17 protein-coding genes are annotated in these 18,350 nt (G+C 75.6%); 8 read left to right on the top strand and 9 right to left on the bottom strand.

Going from position 1 to position 18,350, the window contains the following annotated elements:
* Positions 1–43 precede the first annotated feature (43 nt).
* Complete coding sequence (locus DDJ31_RS01860) at positions 44–682, top strand: alpha/beta hydrolase (RefSeq protein ID WP_127182059.1); 639 nt, start codon at positions 44–46, stop codon at positions 680–682.
* On the opposite strand, the gene DDJ31_RS01865 is transcribed toward DDJ31_RS01860, so the two are convergent.
* The 6 genes from DDJ31_RS01865 to DDJ31_RS01890 all read right to left on the bottom strand — a co-directional run bounded on the left by DDJ31_RS01865 (position 645) and on the right by DDJ31_RS01890 (position 6,891).
* Entirely contained in the window at positions 645–1,550 is a 906-nt protein-coding gene (locus DDJ31_RS01865) for an STM4011 family radical SAM protein (protein ID WP_127182058.1), read from the bottom strand. The two genes, DDJ31_RS01860 and DDJ31_RS01865, sit on opposite strands and share 38 nt — an antisense overlap.
* A 10-nt stretch (positions 1,551–1,560) precedes the next feature.
* Positions 1,561–2,904 carry an STM4012 family radical SAM protein gene (locus tag DDJ31_RS01870; protein WP_127182057.1) on the bottom strand — a complete coding sequence of 448 codons (1,344 nt, stop codon included), beginning with the start codon at positions 2,902–2,904 and terminating at the stop codon, positions 1,561–1,563.
* Positions 2,901–3,716, bottom strand: a complete 816-nt coding sequence (locus DDJ31_RS01875) for an STM4013/SEN3800 family hydrolase (protein WP_127183002.1) — start codon at positions 3,714–3,716, stop codon at positions 2,901–2,903. The genes DDJ31_RS01870 and DDJ31_RS01875 overlap by 4 nt, the downstream gene beginning before the upstream one ends.
* A gap of 122 nt (positions 3,717–3,838) precedes the next feature.
* The gene (locus DDJ31_RS01880) at positions 3,839–4,990 is read right to left on the bottom strand and encodes an STM4014 family protein (RefSeq protein WP_127182056.1); all 1,152 of its coding nucleotides are present in this window, start codon (positions 4,988–4,990) and stop codon (positions 3,839–3,841) included.
* Positions 4,971–5,921 carry an STM4015 family protein gene (locus tag DDJ31_RS01885; RefSeq protein ID WP_127182055.1) on the bottom strand — a complete coding sequence of 317 codons (951 nt, stop codon included), beginning with the start codon at positions 5,919–5,921 and terminating at the stop codon, positions 4,971–4,973. Before DDJ31_RS01885 ends, DDJ31_RS01880 begins: the two co-directional genes overlap by 20 nt.
* 10 nt (positions 5,922–5,931) lie before the next feature.
* On the bottom strand, positions 5,932–6,891 hold the full coding sequence (locus DDJ31_RS01890; protein WP_127182054.1) for an STM4015 family protein: 960 nt from the start codon (positions 6,889–6,891) through the stop codon (positions 5,932–5,934).
* Between the two features lie 191 nt (positions 6,892–7,082).
* Between DDJ31_RS01890 and DDJ31_RS01895 the strand changes: the two genes are divergently transcribed.
* Both DDJ31_RS01895 and DDJ31_RS01900 read left to right on the top strand, forming a co-directional pair.
* Positions 7,083–7,409: a hypothetical protein gene (locus DDJ31_RS01895; protein WP_127182053.1), complete on the top strand. Its 327-nt coding sequence runs from the start codon at positions 7,083–7,085 to the stop codon at positions 7,407–7,409.
* Positions 7,410–7,650: 241 nt separating this feature from the next.
* Positions 7,651–8,724 (top strand): DUF6745 domain-containing protein, encoded by a 1,074-nt coding sequence (locus tag DDJ31_RS01900; RefSeq protein ID WP_127183001.1) that lies wholly within the window; start codon positions 7,651–7,653, stop codon positions 8,722–8,724.
* Positions 8,725–8,850: 126 nt separating this feature from the next.
* Here DDJ31_RS01900 and DDJ31_RS01905 read toward each other — a convergent pair whose 3' ends face one another.
* Together DDJ31_RS01905 and DDJ31_RS01910 are read right to left on the bottom strand one after the other, a co-directional pair.
* On the bottom strand, positions 8,851–10,782 hold the full coding sequence (locus tag DDJ31_RS01905) for an ABC transporter ATP-binding protein (RefSeq protein WP_127182052.1): 1,932 nt from the start codon (positions 10,780–10,782) through the stop codon (positions 8,851–8,853).
* Positions 10,779–12,923, bottom strand: a complete 2,145-nt coding sequence (locus DDJ31_RS01910; RefSeq protein ID WP_127182051.1) for an ABC transporter transmembrane domain-containing protein — start codon at positions 12,921–12,923, stop codon at positions 10,779–10,781. Before DDJ31_RS01910 ends, DDJ31_RS01905 begins: the two co-directional genes overlap by 4 nt.
* A 122-nt stretch (positions 12,924–13,045) precedes the next feature.
* Between DDJ31_RS01910 and DDJ31_RS01915 the strand changes: the two genes are divergently transcribed.
* From DDJ31_RS01915 to DDJ31_RS01930, 4 genes are all read left to right on the top strand, one after another.
* Positions 13,046–13,801, top strand: a complete 756-nt coding sequence (locus tag DDJ31_RS01915; RefSeq protein WP_127182050.1) for an AraC family transcriptional regulator — start codon at positions 13,046–13,048, stop codon at positions 13,799–13,801.
* A gap of 151 nt (positions 13,802–13,952) precedes the next feature.
* Complete coding sequence (locus DDJ31_RS01920; protein WP_127182049.1) at positions 13,953–15,077, top strand: FecCD family ABC transporter permease; 1,125 nt, start codon at positions 13,953–13,955, stop codon at positions 15,075–15,077.
* Entirely contained in the window at positions 15,074–16,171 is a 1,098-nt protein-coding gene (locus tag DDJ31_RS01925; protein ID WP_127182048.1) for a FecCD family ABC transporter permease, read from the top strand. The genes DDJ31_RS01920 and DDJ31_RS01925 overlap by 4 nt, the downstream gene beginning before the upstream one ends.
* A 190-nt stretch (positions 16,172–16,361) precedes the next feature.
* On the top strand, positions 16,362–16,700 hold the full coding sequence (locus tag DDJ31_RS01930; RefSeq protein WP_127182047.1) for a hypothetical protein: 339 nt from the start codon (positions 16,362–16,364) through the stop codon (positions 16,698–16,700).
* Positions 16,701–16,729: 29 nt separating this feature from the next.
* On the opposite strand, the gene DDJ31_RS01935 is transcribed toward DDJ31_RS01930, so the two are convergent.
* Complete coding sequence (locus DDJ31_RS01935; RefSeq protein WP_127182046.1) at positions 16,730–17,449, bottom strand: SDR family oxidoreductase; 720 nt, start codon at positions 17,447–17,449, stop codon at positions 16,730–16,732.
* A gap of 71 nt (positions 17,450–17,520) precedes the next feature.
* On the opposite strand from DDJ31_RS01935, the gene DDJ31_RS01940 reads away from it, so the two are divergent.
* Positions 17,521–18,327, top strand: a complete 807-nt coding sequence (locus DDJ31_RS01940) for a helix-turn-helix transcriptional regulator (RefSeq protein ID WP_127182045.1) — start codon at positions 17,521–17,523, stop codon at positions 18,325–18,327.
* The last annotated feature ends 23 nt before the right edge of the window (positions 18,328–18,350 follow it).

The following is an 18,350-nucleotide window of genomic DNA, read 5'->3' on the forward strand; positions in this document are numbered from 1 at the left end:
CGACATCGGGTCCAGCGGGACACGCGGCACCGAAGGAGCGGGGATGACGGGACAGAGCGCGCTGCTGGCACGCCGGGCGGCGGATCCGGTGCGGGCGGCCGTGCTGTTCCTGCACGGCGGCACCGACGAGGACCGCGGCCCGTCCCGGCGCTGGCATCCGGCCGCCCTGCGGATGCGGCCCTTCGTACGGGCGGCGGCCGCCGCGACGGCGGGCGACGGGGTCTTCCTCGGCGAGGTCCGCTACCGGGTCCGTGGCTGGAACGGCGCCTCGGCCGACCCGTTGCGGGACACCTTGGCCGCGCTCGACGAACTCGCGCGCGTCGCCGGTGAGGTGCCGGTCGTCCTGGTCGGCCACTCGATGGGCGGGCGCGCGGCCCTGCGTGCCGCGTCCGCGCCCCGGGTGCGCGGAGTACTGGCGCTGGCCCCGTGGTGCCCGGAAGGGGAGCCGGTGGAGCAGTTGCGGGACAAGGACGTCGTGGTGTTCCACGGCGACCGGGACCGGATCACCGACCCGCGGGCGTCGGTGGCGCTGGTGGAGCGGGCCGTCGCGGCGGGCGCGCGGGCGGAGGTCACCTTGGTGCCGGGCGGCGACCACGCGATGCTCAGGCACAGCGGGCGGTGGCACCGCGCGGCGGCGCGTGCGGTCACCGGACTGCTGTCGTCGGGGGCGGGAGCAGCGTGACGGGAACGGGGCCGGCCGGTGCGGGCCGCGCGGCCGGGACGCGTTCCAGGACGCCGCCCGCGAACACGTCGTACAGCGGCAGGGTCTCCAGGTGGACGTAGCCGATGTGGCAGTCGCAGGTGGTGAGCGGGCAGCCGCGGGGGGCGAGGGCGGCCCGGTAGGTGCCGTCGTAGAGGTTGCCGAGCGGGTCCCGCACGAAGTGGCAGCGGCGCACCGTGCCCTCCCCGTCCACGGAGATCACCGACTCGCCGGTGCGGCAGGGCAGCCCGGCGCTGGCGTGCGGGTGGCGGCTGTAGGGGAACAGCGGGTCGAGGCGGGTCCAGCCGTCGGCCTCGGGGCCGGTGTAGGTGTGGCCGTCGGCGGCGTTGATCCACAGGTAGACGTGGTCGGGCAGGTCGGCGCGGAGCCTGCGGGCGGCGTCCAGGTGTTCGGGCAGTCCGACGATGCCGACGCTGAAGCGGATGCCGCGCGCGGCCAGTTCGCGGCATTTGGTGAGGAACCGGTCGTAGGGGGTCTGGCCGGGGTGGAAGGTGCACCAGAGGGCGAGGGTGTCGGGGTCGGCGTCGGCCAGCCAGTCGGTGCGGCAGCTGAGGTTGGTCTGGATCGCGACGCGGCGGATGTGCGGGAGGTGGGAGAGTTCCGCGAGGGTGCGCCGGTACCAGGAGCGCACCAGCCCCTCGCCCCAGGGGGTGAAGAGGATCGACAGGCGGTCGTCGGTGTTCGCGGTGGCCCAGGCGGCGAACCGCTCCAGGGCGGCGCGGTCGGCGCGCAGTTGGTCGCCGGTGTCGCGTCGCTTCGCGAACGGGCAGTAGGGGCAGTCGTAGTCGCAGGAGGCGAGCGGGCCGCGGTACAGGAGGGTCAGGTCCATGACGGGCCGGTCACTTCCGCTCGTAGGCGGCCATGGCGGAGCGCACGGCCGGGGAGAACAGGTCGGGGCCGATCGCGTCGGAGTGGGCGAGGCCCTCGGGGGTCAGGCGCAGCACCGCGCCGTCGTCGGTGAGCCAGCCGCGGTCGGCGAAGCGGGTCAGTTCGGGGCCGAAGTGGTCGGCCGGGGCGGCGCCGAAGCGGGCCAGGTAGTCGGCGTGCTCCAGCCCCTCGGCCTGCAGGAGCGACTGGAGCAGATGGCGGCGGCGCGCCTCGTCGGTGTCGATGCGGCGGCCGATCTCGGCGTGCGCGAAGTCGGCGGCGGGGCGGGCGACGTAGTCGTCGATGATGCCGCGTATCTCGTGCATGTCCACGGCGTAGTCGAAGGAGTAGTGCAGGCCCGAGGTGTAGGAGCGGGCGCCGCAGCCGAGGCCGATCATGCCGTCGGTCTGGCAGGCGTAGTCGTCGGCGGTCTGCGGCGGGGCGTCGGCGCGGCGGAACATCCGCATCGACTGCTGGACGTAGCCGTGGGCGAGGAGGTGGTCGCGTCCGGCGCGGTACAGGCGCAGCCGCTGCGCGTCCCAGGCCGGGTCGGTGTCCGTGCCGGTGCGGCGGCCGAGGCCGGTGAGGGGGCGGACGTAGAGGGGGTAGAGGTACAGCTCCTCGGGCCGCCAGGCGAGAGCGGCGTCGAGGGAGTGGCGCCAGGTGTGCTCGGTCTGGCCGTCGATGCCGTAGATGAGGTCGATGTTGAGGACGGGGATGCGGGCGTCCCTGATGCGGCCGAGCGCGCTCTCCACCTCCGCGCGGCGCTGCGGCCTGACCGCGGACCTGGCCTCGGCGTCGACGAAGCTCTGGATGCCGAGGCTGAGGCGGGTGGCGCCGCGTTCGGCGAGGACCTGGAGGCGGTCGGCGGTGGCGGTGGCCGGGGACGCCTCGACGGAGAGCGGGACGGCGCGCAGGTCGGCGCCCATCCGGTGTTCGGCGATGTCGCAGAGCCGGGTCAGTTCGGCCGCGGTGAGGAAGGTGGGGGTGCCGCCGCCGAAGGCCGCGGTGGCGAACCGGCCGCCGTCGCCGAGCGCCTCGCGCACCGCGCCCGCCTGCCGGTCGAGGGCGTCGAGGTAGGCGGTGGTCAGGCCGTCGGGTGCGCCGATGCGGGTGAAGAGGTTGCAGAAGCCGCAGCGCACCTCGCAGAACGGGATGTGCAGGTAGAGGGAGAGCGCGTCCTTCGGCTGGTCCGCCCAGAGGGTGCGCAGCGCGGGCCGGTCGGGCAGGCGCCGGTAGGCGGTCTTGTGCGGGTAGGCGTAGACGTAGCTCTGGTAGGGGCTCGCGGTGGCGGGGGCCTGCGGTGCGACGGTCATCGGGCGGCCTCCGCCGGGTCGAGGAAGAAGTGCGCGTACGGGACGGTCCACACGGACGGGTGGCCGAGCCGGTGGCCGGTGTAGCCGTCGTCGCCGTAGGCGGTGCCGTGGTCGGAGCAGACGATCGCGAAGCAGGGCCTTCGGCTGCTCGCGGCGGCGAAGAGGCGTCCGATGTGCCGGTCGACGTACTCCAGGGCGGCGGCGTGGGTGGCGCGGCTGTCCCCGGCGTCGCGGGTGGCGCCGGGCAGGTGGAACCAGTTGGGCTGGTGCAGCGCGGAGACGTTGACGAAGAGGAACAGCTTCTGGCGCGCGGGGAGTTCGCGGACGATCTCCTCGGCGCGGGTCACCTGGTTCTCGAACGAGTGGGGTGAGGTGACGCCGAACTCCGGTTCCCAGTGCGCCTCGTGGAACAGGCCGGGCAGCACCGAGCCGAGCGGGCCGCGCCGGTTGAAGAAGCCCACGCCGCCGACGCAGACGGTGCGGTAGCCGGCGCCGGCCAGGCCGGAGACCAGGTCGGGGGTGTCGTAGACGAAGGTGCCGTCGGCGGTGCTCTCGCTGCCCGCGAAGCTCGCGGCGAACAGCCGCGGGTGCGGTCCTGGGGCGGCCGGGGTGGGCAGGAAGCCCGCAAAGATCGCCTGGTGGGAGGCGTAGGTGAAGCTGCCGGGTGCGTGCCGTTCCTCCCAGCGGCCGTCCGGGAGATGGCGGGCGAGGTTCGGCAGCCGCCCCTCGGCGGCGAGTTCGACGGCGACGTCGTGGCGGAGGGTGTCGAGGGTGACGAGGAGCAGGTCGTGACTGCCGACGATCTCGTTCATGTCCGGCGGGGACGTCGGGGCGGGCGGCGGCATGCGGGGTCCTTTTCGGAGCGGGTGGTGCGGGTGGCGCGGGATCAGTGGTGACGGCGGCTGAGGTGAGGTGGCTGCGGTGGAGGACGCGGTCAGAGAGGAGTGAGGAGGGCGCGGTGGGCATCGGGTCCGGGTGCCGGCGGGTGGCGGTGCAGGGCCGCCGCGACCTGGGTGGCGTAGGTGTCGAGGCCCTCCGCGCCGCTGCCCGGCAGCCCGGTGAGGCGGGGCAGCAGGTCACCGAAGGCGTTCACCTCGCCGACCGCGGCGCGGCCCCAGCCGACGGCGGGCAGCAGGTCGACGCCGACGCAGAGGGTGCGCGGGAAGCAGGCGGCGGCGCGTTCGCAGACGCCGAGCACGTCGGACCAGCGGGCCCCGGCGGCCTCGACGGACCGCCGGACGGCGTCGAGATCGCCTCGACGGCCTCCCAGGTGGAGGTTGGTGAGGGGGGTGCGGCTGGTGCGGACCACGGCATGGGTGGCCCGCCCGGCGACCACGACGACCCGCAGGTCGGCGGCCCGCCCGTCCTGGGACGCCTTCGGCAGCCAGCGCTCCAGATGCAGGCCGTCCGGGGCGAGCGCGTCGACGATCGCTGCGATGTCCGCCTCGCGTTCGTAGCGGCGCACCGCGAGGGAGTTGTGGAGGCTCCCGTCGGCGGTGCGCTCCACGGAGGTGGTCGCCCTGATCCGGCCGCCGCCACCGGACTCCACCGCCAGCACGCCGGACGCCGACGAGCCGTGCGCCGGTTTCACGAAGAGGCGCGGCATGCGGTGCTCCCGCATCAGCGCGCGCACGTCGTCCCAGCCGCGCACCGGGGGCGCGGCGGGTCCCGAGGTGGGCGAGGCGGGCACCGGGACACCGGCCGCGTCGAGGACGGCGTGGCAGCGGCGCTTGTCGAAGAGGACGGCGAGGTCGTCCGGGTCGTCAAGCCTGAGCCCGCCGCGCAGCCCGGCCAGCGCCCCGGTCAGCCCGGCGTACCAGCGGGCCGAGCCCTCCACCCGGGTGGGTTCGCCCTCGCCCCGCAGCAGCCGGTCGACCTCCTCGTCCTCCCCCGGCGAGTCGACGCGGACGATCTCCTCGGCCCCGAAGTCGGCGCCGCCGTCCCGCAGGACGTCGAGCCAGGCGACGACCCGGGGGGCGGGCAGCCCGGCCGCGCGGACCGCGTCCGCGAAGAGGGCGACGCGGCGGTTGTCCGGGTTGCCGACGACCGCGAACCGCCGGCCCGTCTCACTCACCGACGGCGACATAGCGGCTCTCCGGACGGTACGGGCGGACGCGGGCCGGGGTGATGTCGACGGCGACCCCGTGCGGTTCCAGCGAACCGCGCAGCCGCTGCGCCATCTCCTCGCCCATGAAGTGGTGGCGCAGGCCGAGATGGCGCAGATGGGTCAGGGGCTGCCCGGACAGCAGCGCGGCGCCGCCCTCGTCGCCGAGGGTGCCCATGCCGAGGTCGAGGGAGGTGAGGCCCGCGACCGCCGGCGCCTCGGCGACGGCCGCGGCGACGGCGTCCTGGAAGTCGCTGTTCTTCAGCCCCAGATGACGCAGCCCCGCGCACCGGCCGAGCGCGGAGAGCAGCGCCTTCACGTCGACGGCGGTGCAGTCGCCGCCGTACCCGGCGGTGCCGAGCCACAGGTCCAGGCTGTTCAGCGCGGGCAGGGAGCAGGAGGCGAGGGCGCGGACGGGTTCGGCGGGCAGACCTCCCGACTCGACCCGGAGCGTGCGCAGCCGGTCGTGGCGCAGCGGCTCGATCCGCAGTCCCTCACCGCCGCGCACGCCCAGCTCCGTCAGCTCGGGCCAGGCGCGCAGGACGCCGGTGAGGTCGCCCTGGCGGATCCAGGAGATCTCCGACTCCTCGGACTCGACGTCGGCGAGGAACAGGGCGCGCAGGCGCGGGAAGCGGCGCGCCTCGGCGAGCAGGAGACCGAGGACGGGGTCGATGCCGTGCTCGTCCCACTCCTCCCACCAGGCTCCGACGACGAGGGCGGTGACGTCCTCGGTGCGGACGTCGTCGAGGAAGCACCGCCAGAGCGGTTCGAACGGCTGCTCCCAGGACGCGCGCACCCGCCAGGCGACGGCCGCGGGTTCGGGCAGGGGACGGCGGCGGCCGTCCTGCCCCGGCTCGTAGTCGTGGACCGGCAGGTCGTGGAACCGCTTGAGGTGGGAGGGGTGGTAGCGCATGGCTCGGACGTCACTCCCCCACGGACACGTATCGCCAGACGGTGCCGTCGTCTTCCTCGTCCTCGTCGGCGTCGGCGCGGTCGAGGTCGACCTCGACGCCCGCGGCCTCCAGGGTCTGGCGGATCCGCTCCACGACCGGCTCGGTCAGGTAGTGGTGGTGCAGGTCGAGCTTCTTGAGGTGGGTGAGGGGCTGACCGGCGAGCAGGGCGGTGGCGCCGTCGTCCGTCAGCACGCCCATGGACAGGTCGAGGACCTCGAGGCGGGCGACGACCGGCGCGGCGGCCACGGCGGCGGCGACCGCGTCCTGCATCTCGCTGTTGCGCAGCGCCAGTTCACGCAGGCGGGGCAGGCGGGCGCCGGAGAGGATGCCCTCCAGGTCGGCCACCTCGCTGTCGCCGCCGTAGTCCGGGGTGCCGAGCCACAGGTCGAGGTGTTCGAGTGCGGGCAGGTCGCTGGCGCTGACCCCGCGCACCACTTCGGCGGGCAGGCCGCCGGTCTCCAGGGTGAGCCGGCGCAGCGAGGAGTGGTTGACGGCGGGGAGGACCAGGTCGGTGCCGCCGCGCGCGCCGAACTCCTCCAGCCGCGGGAAGGCCGTCAGGAGCGGGGACAGGTCGGTCTGGTGGATCCAGGAGATCTCGCACTCCTCCATCACCATGTCCCCGATGAACAGGGCGCGCAGGGCCGGGAACCGGTCCTTGGCGGCGACCAGCGCGTCGACCACGGAGGTCGAGGCGCTGTCGTACGCCTCCGACCACGCGCCGACGATCAGGGCGCGGACCCGGGTGGTGTCGACGTCCTCGCAGAACCGGGCGAAGGCGGCCTCCCACTCCTCGCCCGCGTCGTAGACGTCGCTGGTGACGCGCCAGGCGCAGCCGTCGGCCTCGGGCAGGTCGTCCTTGGCGGCGTCGGGGCCGGGGAAGGTGTACGCGGGCAGCCGGTACAGGGAGTCGAGGTGGTCACCGATGGTCATGCGGCTGCTCCTGGGAGAAGTGGATGCGTTCCGTGGTGGTCGCAGTTCTACCAACCGGCACTGACAACGCGGCGCGGAGGGTGGACGAACGGCCCGTGCGGCGACGGGATCCGGGGCCGTTGTCAGTGGTGGCTCCTACTGTCGTGGGCAGGTGGTCGGCGCAGGGTGCGCCGGCCGGACGGAGGTGTGCCGTGTACCGGCAGGGAGATGTGCTGATCGTGCCCGTGGCCGAGGAGGCGGTGCCGTCGCACGTGGCGGCGGCCCCGAGGGAGCCGCGCGACGGACGGGGGCGGCTGGTGCTGGCGCTGGGCGAGGTCACCGGACACGCCCACGCGGTGGTGGGCCCGGGGGAACTGGTGCGGGAGCCGGGCCCGTTCGGACCTTTCCTGCTCCATCTGCCGCAGGGCGGGCGGGTGGTGCACGAGGAGCACGGTCCCATCGCCCTGCCGAAGGGGTGGTTCCGGGTGATCAGGCAGCGGGAGTACGTGCCGGGCTCGGTGCGGATCGTGGCGGACTGAGCGGGGACGGCGGCGCGCCGGGCGCGGGTCGCGCACCCGGGGACGCGGACAGGCACAGGCACAGGCACAGGCGCAGGGGCGAGAACGGTGGCGAGGAAAGGTGAGTGACGGGGCGATGAACGTGATCGACGGTGTGGACGGGGCGGAGACGGGGACGCCGGACGGGCTCGCGTCGGCGGCCGGGCCCGAGAAGGCCGCGGGAGTGTCCGCGCCATCCGGGTCGTCCGAGTCATCTGAGGCGATGGTGGCGTCGGAAGTGTCGGAGGCCAACGGATTCTGGCGCGCGTGTGCCGCGCGGGCCACGCCCGCCGACCGGGTCGCGGCCGAGAAGGGGGTGCGGCTGGCCTACCGGCGGGCCGGTCTCGACGAGCCGGAGCGGGTGGTGTGGGCCGGTTCGCCGCGCGAGGCGGTCACCCTGATCCGGGCCATGACGGACACCGGACCGAGCGTCAGGGACGCGGTGCGGACCACGCCGTGGGCGGCGGAACGGGCGCGGCTGCACCAGGAGTTGGGGGCGGCGGGCTGGTCGGCGCACTGGGGCGCGACCGGCGGCAGGCTCTGGGAGACGACGCGGTCGCTGGTGGACCGGATACGGCAGGGAGTCCTGGACGACCTGCTGGGCACGGTGCCGGTCCCCGAGCCGACCGCCGACGCCGAGGCGCCTGAGCGTCTCGAACGGAAGCGGGCGCGGGCGGAGATCCAGCTGATCCTGCTGGACGCCGTGCTCGGCCAGCACGACGCGCCGTGGCTCGCGGCCTTCCCGACCGACCGGGCGCCGCTGGACGGACTCGGTGAGGTGTGCCGGACCGCGGGCTGGTGGTGGCCGTTCGCCGAGGTCGCGGTGGTGTGCGAACGGCCGGTCACGCTCACCCGGGACGAGGCCGGGCGCCTCGACAACGGCGCGGGTCCCGCGCTCGCCTTCCCGGACGGCTTCGCGCTGTACGCCTGGCGGGGCATGCCGGTGCCGGCCGCGTTCCTCGCGGAGCTGGCCGCGCTGACACCGGAGCGGATCAGGGCCGAGGAGAACGCCGAACTGCGCCGGGTGATGCTGGAGCACTACGGCTACGACCGCTATCTCACCGACTCGGGCGCGCAGCCGATCGACCGCGACGAGACCGGCACGCTGTGGCGGATCTCCCTGGCGGGCGACGAGGCGGTGGTCATGGTGGAGGTCCTCAACTCCACGCCTGAGCCCGACGGCACGGTCCGCACGTACTGGCTGCGGGTGCCGCCGTCCACACGCACCGCCCGGGAGGGCGTGGCCTGGACGTTCGGGGTGTCGGCGCAGGAGTACCAGCCCCTGCGGGAGACGTGAGCGACGGTGCCGCCGGGCGTCGTCCCGGCGTGCTCTCGCCCCGGCACCTCGCCCCAACGCCCCCTCGTCATGGCGCCTCGCCCCGGCGCGTCCTGGTCCCCGCGCCCCGACGTCAAGACGCGCTCCTCACGTGTCGGTGCGCCCGGGGCCCTGGTCACGCCGCCCCGGGCCCCCTTTACACCGCCCCGACCCCGTTCGCCCGGTTCCGCCGCCGCTCGACCAGGCCGCCCAGAGGTCCGCGAACACGCCTCCCGAGGACCGCAGTTCGTCGCCGTCGCCGTGTTCCACCACCCGTCCGTGGTCCATCACCAGGACTGTGTCCGCGGTGGCCGTCTGGGACAGCCGGTGGGCGACGACGACCGCCGTGCGGCCCTCGGTGACGGTGCGGGCGGCCCGGTCGAGGGTGCGGGCCGCGTCGCTGCCGCCCTCGGCGGTCGCCTCGTCCAGGACGACGACCTCCGGGTCGAGCAGGAGGACGCGGGCGAGGGCGAGTTGCTGGACCTGGCCCGCGGTCAGCTCCGTGGCGCCGGTGCCGACGACCGTGTCGGCGCCGTCGGGCAGCGCGGCGACCCAGTCGGCGGCGCCCACGGCGGCGAGCGCGGACGCGATGTCCTCGGTGGAGGCGGACCGGCGGGCGAGGCGGAGGTTGTCGGTGAGGGTCCCCCGGAACAGATGGTGTTCCTGGGTCACCAGCACGATCCGGCGGCGGCCGTCCGGCGCGGCGGCAGCGAGGTCGGCGGTGGCGACGCCGCCGAGGGAGACGTGCCCGGTGTGCGGTGGGCGCAGCCCCGCGATCAGCGTGGCCAGGGTCGACTTGCCCGACCCGGTCGCGCCGACGACAGCGAGGTGCCGGCCCGCGGGCAGGTCGAGGTCGATGCCGTGCAGGACATCGGGTCCGCCCCGGTACCTGTGGTGGACGCCCCGGACGGCGAGCGGCGCGCCGGCCGGCCCGGACGGCACCGTCGCCGTGCGGTCCGGGCGGCCGTCCTGTCGGCCGTCGCCCGGTCGGCCGCCCTCCGTCCGACCGCCGCCCGGTCGGCCGTCGTCCGGTCGGCCGTCGTCCGGGGGCCCGAGGGTGGCGACCCCGACGATCCTGGCCAGCCCGGCGCCCGCCTGCTGCACGCTGTCGAAGGTGCCGAGCATGGTGTTGACGGGGTCGAAGAGGCCGACGAAGAAGAGGGCCGCCGTGGTGGCCGCGCCGATGTCGGCGGTGCCCGAGCGGACCAGGACGAACGCCACCAGCAGGATGGCGGCGAGACCGATGAACTCGGCGACGTTGAGCCGTCCGTAGAAGCGGGTGGCCGCCCTGGTCGCCCGGAACTCATAGGTCATGGCCTGCTCCGACGCCGCCTCCACGTGGGCGCGCCGGCTCGCCCCGAGACGCAGCGCGCGCAGGGTGGGCAGCGCGGTGAAGGCGCTGAGCAGGGCCGAGGCGCGGCGGCCGTCGGCGGTCCTGCCGTCGGCGTAGATGGGGCGGGAGGTGCGCAGGTACCAGCGCAGGGTGTGGGCCTGGATCGGCACGGCGAGGAGCCCGGCGAGGGCGAACCGCCAGTCGAGGGCGGCGAGTCCGACGAGGGTGGCGGCGATGGCGAGGGCGGCGGAGGCGAAGTCGCCCAGGGCGCCGGAGGCGGCGGTGGTGACCCGGTCGGCGTCGCCCGAGACCCGTGCGACGAGGTCGCCCGTGCCGCCCGCCTCGACGACGTCGACGGGCAGGGCGAGGGCGGCGGCGACGGCGTCCTCGCGCAGCCGTCCGGTCACCGGCAGGACGAGCCGGGCCAGCAGGACGGCCGCGGCCCAGCCGGTGAGGGCGGCCGCGGCGGCGGCACAGGCCACCAGCAGGACGGGTCCGACGAGGGCGCTCGGGGCGCGGTCGTCGGCGATGGCCTGGGTGATGCGCCCGGTGGCGACGGGTGCGGCGAGGGCGAGCGCGCTGTCGACGACGAGGGCGGCGAGGACGGCCGCGAGCAGCGGGCCCCGCCCGCGCAGGACCCGGCGGAGATGGGCCCGGGTCTGCCGTCCGGTGGCGACGGGCAGGAGGGTGGGGGCGGATGTCGTCATCGGGTCACCGTCCGTCGGTAGGCCGGGCTTTCGGCCAGCAGGGCCGTATGGGTGCCGGTGTCGCAGCGGGCCGCGGCGGGGGTGCCGTGCAGGTGCACGACCCGGCCGCACCGGGCGAGCCAGGTCGGGCTGTTGGTGATGACCAGCGTGGTGCGGCCGGCCCTGGTACGGCGGACCCGGTCGGCGATGGTGTGTTCGGTGGCCGCGTCGACCGCCGTGGTCGGGTCGTGCAGGACGAGGACGGGTGAGCGGGCCGCGAGCGCGCGGGCGAGGGCGACGCGTTGGCGCTGGCCGCCCGAGAGGGTCTCGCCCCGGTCGCCCACGGAGGTTCCGGCGCCGTGCGGCGCGGCGTTGACGACCTGGTCGGCGAGGGCGGCGCGGGCGCCTTCGGCGGTGGCGGCGTCGCCGTCGGAGAGGGCGCCGAGGTTGTCGGCGAGGGTGCCGGGCAGCAGGGCGGGTTCGTGCGGGCAGACCAGGGCGGTCGCGCGCAGCGTCTCCAGCGGGAGGGCGGCGAGGTCGGTGCCGCCGAGGAGCACGGCGCCCTCGGCCGGGTCGAACTCACGGGCGAGCAGGGCGGTGACGGCTTCGGCGACGGCGGGCGCGTCGCACACCAGTCCGGTCATGGCCCCGCCGGGCACCCGGGCATCCAGGACGGACCCGTCGGGCAGCCGGACCCCGCGGAACTCCAGGTCGCCGTCGCCGAGCACCGTCGTCACCCCGTCGCTCCCAGGCGGCCCTGCGGCGACGCGCCCGGGACCGCGTTCCGACGCGCTCGCATCCCCGCCCCCGTCACCGCGCTCCGACGCGCTCGCGTCCCCACCGCCGGGACCGCGTTCCGACGCGGGCGCATCCCCACCCCCGGGACCCTCGGCCACGCCTGCATCCCCACCCCCGGCACCGCGCTCCGACGCGCTCGCATCCCCGCGCCCGGGACCCTCCGCCACGCCCGTATCCCCGCCCCCAGAACCGCCCTCCGCCACGCCCCCGTCCCCACCCCCGGAGCGGACGACGACCGCGTCCGTCCCGAGCCGGTTCGTGACCGCTTCCCCGGCGTCGGACGGGACCCGCCGCCTGCCGCCGGCCCCGGGGGCGCCCGTCGTCTCTCCTGGGTCGGTCACGGCCGGCGGAGTGACGAGCACCTCGTGGAGGCGGGCGGCGGACGCGAGCGCGCGGGCGTGTCCCGCGCGGGCCGCGGCCACCACCCGCATCGGGCCGATCACGAACTGCGCGAGCCCGAGCGCGGCGATGAACTCGTCCAGGCCGAGCCGCCCGTCCAGGGCGAGCCGGCCGCCGACCGCCGCGACGGCGGTGAGGTAGAGGCCGGTGAACGCCGTGCCCAGGGAGAGCAGCGCGGCCTCGGCGGACGCGGCGCGGCGCGCGGCCCGCACCGCGTCCTGGCTGACCCGGGCGTAGTCGGCGGCCACCGTCCTCTCGGCGCCGATGCCCTTGAGGACGCGCAGGCCGCGGATGAGGTCCTCGGCGAGCGCGGCGGCACCGGCCTGGTGGGCCTGTTCGGCGGCGCTGGTGCGGCGCAGCGTTGCGGAGAGACGGTGCTGCGCGGCCAGCAGCCCCGCGGTGCCGGCCACGACGAGCGCGCCGAGCGGCGGCGAGATCCGTACGAGCAGCAGCGCGGCGGCGAGCAGGACGACGACCGCGGCGACGGTGGAAGCGAGGGTGCGGGCGTAGGCGCCGACGCGTTCCGCGTCCCCCGCCGCGCGGCTGAGCAGGTCGCCCGGGAGCAGCCGGACACCGCCGGTCGGGCGCAGCACCGCCCCGGTGAGCAGGCCGCGGACCTGGTGTTCGGTGTGCTGGGCGGCGCGTTTGGCGGCGCGGGCGCCGAACCGGTAGGAGAGCGAGAGGAGCAGGAAGTCGGCGGCCAGCAGGCCGAGCCAGCCGGCCAGTTGGCCGGGGGTGCCGTCCTGGACGGCGTTGCCGACGGCCGCGCCGACGATGACCGGGACCAGTGCCTCGCCGAGTTGGTGGCTGCTGAAGAACAGGGAGGCGAGGGCGAGGTCGCGGCGCCGGGCGCGCAGGGACCGCCACAGCAGCGCGCGCGGCGAGGCGTCGGGTGCGGTGTCGGGCGGGGCGTCGAGGGGCGCCGGGGCGGCGGTCGGCCGTCCGGTCAGGGCGGGTGCGGTCACCTCGCCACGTTAGGGTTACCTCACAAGTGGCGTAAACAGCGCGGTGCGCCACCGTATGTCGCACATCAGCCAAGGCCCCGCGGGTGTCGGGAGCGCCTGGCCCGAGACCGGGAACAGCTCGTATGACGCAGGACAACTCCATCGACTTCGCCCGGTTCGAGATGTTCCGCGGGCAGTCCTTCGGGCGGCACGCGCACGACGAGCACCAACTCGCCTGGGCCAGCTCCGGGGTGGTGATGGTCGGGATAGAGGACCGCTGCTGGGTCCTGCCGCCGCATCTGGCGCTGTGGATCCCGGGCGGGGTGCGGCACACCACGGCCGCGCTGCGGGAGACGGTGCTGCAAGGGGTGTATCTGGACCCGGCGGGCTGCCCGTTCACCTGGACGGCGCCGACCGTGCTCGCCGTGTCGCCGCTGGCCCGGCATCTCATCGGGTACCTGGCGGGCGAACCGTCCGCCGCGGCCCGCGCGCACGCGGAGGCGGTCCTGGTGGAGGTGCTGCGACCCACGGACGGCGCGGTGTTCGAGCTGCCGCTGCCGACGGACGCGCGGGCACGCGAGGTGGCGGGGCTGCTCCTCGACGAGCCGGCCGACCCGCGCGGTCTCGACGAGTTCGCGCACGCCATCGGTTCCAGCGCGCGGACGCTGCTGCGGCTGTTCCTCGCGCAGACGGGGATGACGTTCAACCAGTGGCGGGTGCACGCGCGGCTCCAGGCGGCGCTGGTCCATCTCGCCGAGGGCGAGCCGGTGGGCCGGGTGGCGGAGCGGGTCGGGTACGCGACGCCGAGCGCGTTCGTGGCCGCGTTCCGGCGTGTCACCGGTCACACTCCGGCCGCCTACTTCGCGGGTTCGAGGAGCGGTGCGGGCGTCGAGGGGTGACAGGCGGCCCTTCGGTGGCGTTTTGACGACATGACGTGGCGTTCCAGCGGCTTGTGGGCGGCTCACCGACCTTCATAACCTAGTTAGGCAAGGCTAAGCTTATTGATCAATGGTTCCTTGCGTCGATATCCGTTCGCCGTCGAGGAGCACGATGACCACCCCCAGCGTGAGCGCGCCCGAGGCGAGGACCGGGCCCGCCACCCCGGCCACCGCCCCCGGGCCCGCCACCCCGGCCTTCGCCCCCGGGCGCGCCGCCCCGGCAAACGCCACCGGGCGCGGCGCGACGGCCCTGCGGCTGGCCGGACTGCTCGCGGCCTGCGTCCTGTTGCTGCTGGTCGCGGTCCTGAGCCTCGCGGTCGGCGCCAAGGCCATCCCGCCGGGCGACGTCGTGCGCGCGCTGCTGCACGGCAGCGACTCCGTCGACGCCTCGGTCGTCCTCGACCTGCGGGTGCCCAGGACGCTGCTCGGCATCACGGTCGGCGCGGCCCTGGCCGTGGCGGGCGTGCTGATGCAGGCGCTGACCCGCAATCCGCTCGCCGACCCCGGTCTGCTGGGCGTCAACATGGGCGCCTCGGCGGCCGTCGTCGCCACCCTCGCGCTGTGGCGCGAGGCCGGTACGGGGACCTCCGTCTGGTCGGCGCTCGCGGGCGCCGGGATCGCCGCGACCGCCGTGCATCTGCTGGGCGCGCGCGGCCGTTCCGGGCCCGCGCCGGTCCGGCTGGCGCTCGCCGGGACGGCCGTCAGCGCCGTGCTGGGCGCGCTGATCTCGGTGCTGACGCTGCTGCGGCCCGACGTGTTCGACCAGTTCCGCTTCTGGGGCGTCGGATCGCTCGCCGGGGTGCCGGTCGCCGCGTTCTGGCAGGTGCTGCCGTTCATCGCGGTGGGCGCGATGCTCGCCGTCGGCCTGTCCGGGTCGCTCAACGCGCTCGCGCTCGGCGACGACACCGCGCGCGCCCTCGGCAGCCGGGTCACCAGGACCCGGCTGCTCGGCGCGGTCGCCGTCACCCTGCTCTGCGGGGCGGCGACGGCCGCGGTGGGTCCGATCGCCTTCGTCGGCCTGGCCGTTCCGCATCTGGCGCGGGCGGTCACCGGCCCCGACCACCGCTGGCTGCTGCCGTACGCGATGCTGCTCGGGCCCGCTCTGCTGCTCGGTTCCGACATCCTCGGCCGGGTCGTCGGGCGGCCCGGGGAGATCCAGGCCGGCATCGTGACGGCCTTCGCGGGAGCGCCCGTCTTCATCGCCCTGGTCCGCCGCCGCAGGATCGCGGCCCTGTGAACGCGCCCACGGCGGACGCGCCCACGGCACCCGCCGTCCCGCACCCCGTCACCGTGCCCGGCCGCGTCCTGCGGCTGCGTGGCGAGCGGCTCTCGCTGCGCTGGCGGCCGCGCACCCTGACCGTCTGCCTGCTGCTCGCCGTGTGCTGTCTCGCGCTCGGCGCGCTCAGCCTCACCACGGGTGCCTTCCGGTTGCCGCTGCCCAGGGTGCTGGCCACCCTGCTGGGACAGGGCAGCGGCGCCGAGGAGTTCATCGTCCTCGACCTGCGGCTGCCCCGGCTGCTGTGCGCGGTGCTCGCCGGCGGCGCGCTGGGCATGAGCGGGGCGGTGTTCCAGAGCCTGTCCCGCAATCCGCTGGGCAGCCCGGACGTCATCGGCTTCACCAGCGGCGCGGCGACCGGCGCCGTCGTGCAGATCGTGGTCCTCCACGGCGGCGCGTACGCCACCGCCGTCGCCGCCGTCGCGGGCGGCCTGCTCACCGCGCTGGTCGTCGGGACCGTCGCGGCCGGCCGGGGGCCCTCCCTCGGCTACCGGGTCGTGCTGGTCGGTATCGGTGTCAGCGCGATGCTGACGTCCCTGACCGCGTACCTGCTGACCCGGGCGAGCCTGTACGAGGCGCAGGACGCGCAGCTGTGGCTGATCGGCAGCCTCAACTCCACGACGTGGTCGCTCGTCACACCGCTCGCGCTGGCCCTGGCCGTGCTGACCCCGGTCACGGTGGGGGCGGCGCGGACGCTGGGCTGGCTGGAGCTGGGCGAGGACACGGCGCGCGGGCTCGGGGTGCCGGTGGGAGGGACCCGCCTGCTCCTGGCGCTCGCGGCGACCGCCCTGGCCGCAGCCGCCACGGCCGCGGTGGGCCCGATCACGTTCGTGGCGCTGGCGGCCCCGCAGCTGTGCCGCCGGCTGGTCCGCTCGCCCGGCGCGCTGGTCGTGCCCGCCGCCTTCATGGGCGCGCTGCTGCTGTCGGCGAGCGACTTCGCCGCGCAACGGGTGCTGCCCTCGACGGAGTTGCCGGTCGGCGCCATGACGGGCGTCCTCGGCGGCCTCTACCTGTGCCGTCTGCTGGTCACCCGCCGCCGCACACCAGGCACCTGACCCCGAGCCGCTCCCCGCGAGCACCGCCGCCCGCCTCACCCGCTCCGTCGGCGCCGCCCTCACCGACACCGCCGCCGGGGCCGGCTACCGGAAGGCGTCCGCCGCGCTCAGGCCGGCCGTCGCCGCCGACCCGGAGCCGCGGGTCGGCTTCGTCTTCGACATCGACACCGACAAGAACACCGTCGGCGTGATGAACCCGAAGACCTGGGGCGTGCCGCGGACCGTGGGCGCGCTCGGGATGTCCTTGGTGCGGGTGCCCGGCGGAGCGGCGAACACCTACAGCCAGGCGGTCAGCCGGGAGAACGTGCCCTCGGTACCCGCCGACCTGCTGGTGTGGGCGGTCTCCTCGCCGCTGCCGGCCAACCCGCTGTGGAGGCGCACGCCCGCCGTCCGTGCCGGGCAGGTCTGGCAGCCCGAGCTGGCGTCCTGGTACGCGTACAGCTGGGCGGACTTCGGTGTGCTGCTCGACGGCCTCGCCGGCCGCGTCCGCTCCGCGAAGGCGGGCGTCGGACCGCGCGCGGCCGTCTGAGCGCGCCCGTCACCAGGGCAGCGCGCCCCTCACCAGGGCACGGCCGAACCGTCCCAGGAGAAGAAGCCGCCGGTGGGGCCGTCGTCCGGCAGGAGCGCCAGCCGGACGGCGCCCTCGGCGGCCTCGGCCGGGTCTCCCGCGTCCGGCATCGGGCTGCCGATCAGGTCGGTGGCCCGGCGCCCGGGGGCGAGCGCGTTCACCTTGAAGCCCTCGTCGGCGAGGGTCAGCCCGTACAGGACGGTCAGGGCGTTGAGCGCGGCCTTCGAGGACCGGTAGGCGGCGGAGCGTCCGCTGCCCGGCGGGAACTGCGGGTTGGGGTGGGTGGACCAGGTCAGCGACGCCGTGCCGCTGGAGACGTTGACGATCCGGGGCCGCGAGGAGCGGCGCAGGGCGGGCAGGAACGCGTTGGTGACCTCGACGACCGCGAAGACGTTGGTCTCGTAGGTGCGGCGCAGGTCCTCGACGCCGGTCTCGGCCGGCCCGCCGAGCGACGGCGAGATGCCCGCGTTGTTCACCAGGACGTCGAGCCGTTCGATCCGCTCGGCCGCGCGGGCGACGCTGTCCGGGTCGGTCACGTCCAGGTCGAGCGGTCGGGCCCGTCCGCCGATCTCTGCGGCCGCCCGCTCGCCGCGCCCCGGGTCACGGGAGCCGACGTGGACGGTGAAGCCCTCGGCCGCGAGGAGCCGGGCGACATGGAATCCGATGCCTTTGTTGGCACCGGTGACGAGTGCTGTGCGATCGTTCTTCACACCGTCCACGGTCCCCCGGCGGCGCCGGGCCTGCCAGGGACGACCTGTACCAGGCAGCGGAGGTGGCGGGGATGCCCCGTACGGAACTCGCCCGTTTCCTGCGCGATCGGCGCGCGGGCTGCAGTCCGCGCCGGTACGGCCTCCCGGAGGACACGTCGCGGCGCACGCCCGGTCTGCGGCGCGAGGAGCTGGCGGAGCTGGCCCACCTGTCGGTCGACTACTACACCCGGCTCGAACAGGCGCGCGGTCCGCGCCCCTCGCCGCGCGTCCTGGACGGCCTCGCCCACGCCCTGCGCCTCTCCCCGGCCGAGCGCAGCCATCTCTTCCGGCTGGCCGGGGCGGGCGAGCCGCCCGCCGGCGGCGCCGTCCGGCCGATCCGTCCGCAGGTGGCGGCGATGCTCGACCGGCTGCCCGGTACCGCCGCGATCGTCACCGACGCGGCCTACGGTGTCGTCGCGTGGAATCCGCTGGCCCGCGCACTGCTCGGCGACGAGGCCGGGGTGACGAACCTGGCCAGGCGGCGGTTCCTCGGCGCGGGTCGCCGGTACGGGAGTTCGAGCGCCGAGGAGTTCGGGCACACCGTGGTGGCGCGGCTGCGCCGGGCCGCCGACCGCTATCCGCACGATCCCGCGCTCGCCGCGCTGCTGGCCGAACTGCGCGACGGCAGCGAGGAGTTCCGGCGGATCTGGGAGAGCCGTCCGGTGCACGCGCCGGGCCACCGCACCAAGACCGTGGAGCATCCGACGGCGGGCCGGCTCCGGCTGAACTGCGATGTGCTGCTGGTGCCCGAGGACGACCAGGAGGTCGTCCTGATCACCGCGGACCCCGGTTCGCGCTCCGCGCACGCCCTGCGGGACCTCGCGTCCCACCTGGCTTGACTTGAGGGGCCCGCTCCCCCGCC

It is taken from the genome of Streptomyces griseoviridis, assembly GCF_005222485.1.
GTDB classification, from domain to species: Bacteria; Actinomycetota; Actinomycetes; order Streptomycetales; family Streptomycetaceae; genus Streptomyces; species Streptomyces hintoniae.